At 52.2% G+C, this 767-nt stretch carries 1 rRNA gene; it reads right to left on the bottom strand.

The features are described 5' to 3' along the window. Positions 1-656 (bottom strand): 23S ribosomal RNA (locus ABR397_RS22990); the annotation flags it as partial. Positions 657-767 lie beyond the last annotated feature (111 nt).

Below are 767 nucleotides of genomic sequence, written 5' to 3'. Positions count from 1 at the left end.
ATGCGCCCAGTTAAGACTCGGTTTCCCTGCGGCTCCCCTAAACGGTTAACCTTGCTACAGAATATAAGTCGCTGACCCATTATACAAAAGGTACGCAGTCACCCCTATTAATAGAAGCTCCCACTGCTTGTACGTACACGGTTTCAGGTTCTTTTTCACTCCCCTCGCCGGGGTTCTTTTCGCCTTTCCCTCACGGTACTGGTTCACTATCGGTCAGTCAGGAGTATTTAGCCTTGGAGGATGGTCCCCCCATGTTCAGACAGGATACCACGTGTCCCGCCCTACTCGTTGAGTTCACAGCCGGGGTGTTTTGGTGTACGGGACTTTCACCCTTTACTGTGCGACTTTCCAGACGCTTCCACTAACACACCGGCTGATGCAGACTCTGGGCTGCTCCCCGTTCGCTCGCCGCTACTGGGGGAATCTCGGTTGATTTCTTTTCCTCGGGGTACTGAGATGTTTCAGTTCCCCCGGTTCGCCTCGTCCGACTATGAATTCATCGGACGATAGTGCAACGCATTGCACTGGGTTTCCCCATTCGGACATCGCCGGTTATTACGCTTCATATCAGCTTACCGACGCTTTTCGCAGATTAGCACGTCCTTCATCGCCTCTGACTGCCTAGGCATCCACCGTGTACGCTTAGTCGCTTAACCTCACAACCCGAAAATGTCTCGGGGTGCGCAGTGTTGAGAGACTGGTCAACAATCCCTCGGGGAGATTATTGACGCTTTCAATTTTCAGCTTGTTCCAGATTGTTAAAGAGC

Origin of the sequence: Photorhabdus viridis, assembly GCF_040256935.1 — a bacterium.
GTDB classification, from domain to species: Bacteria; Pseudomonadota; Gammaproteobacteria; order Enterobacterales; family Enterobacteriaceae; genus Photorhabdus; species Photorhabdus viridis.
This window is presented reverse-complemented; position numbering and strand designations above follow the sequence as displayed.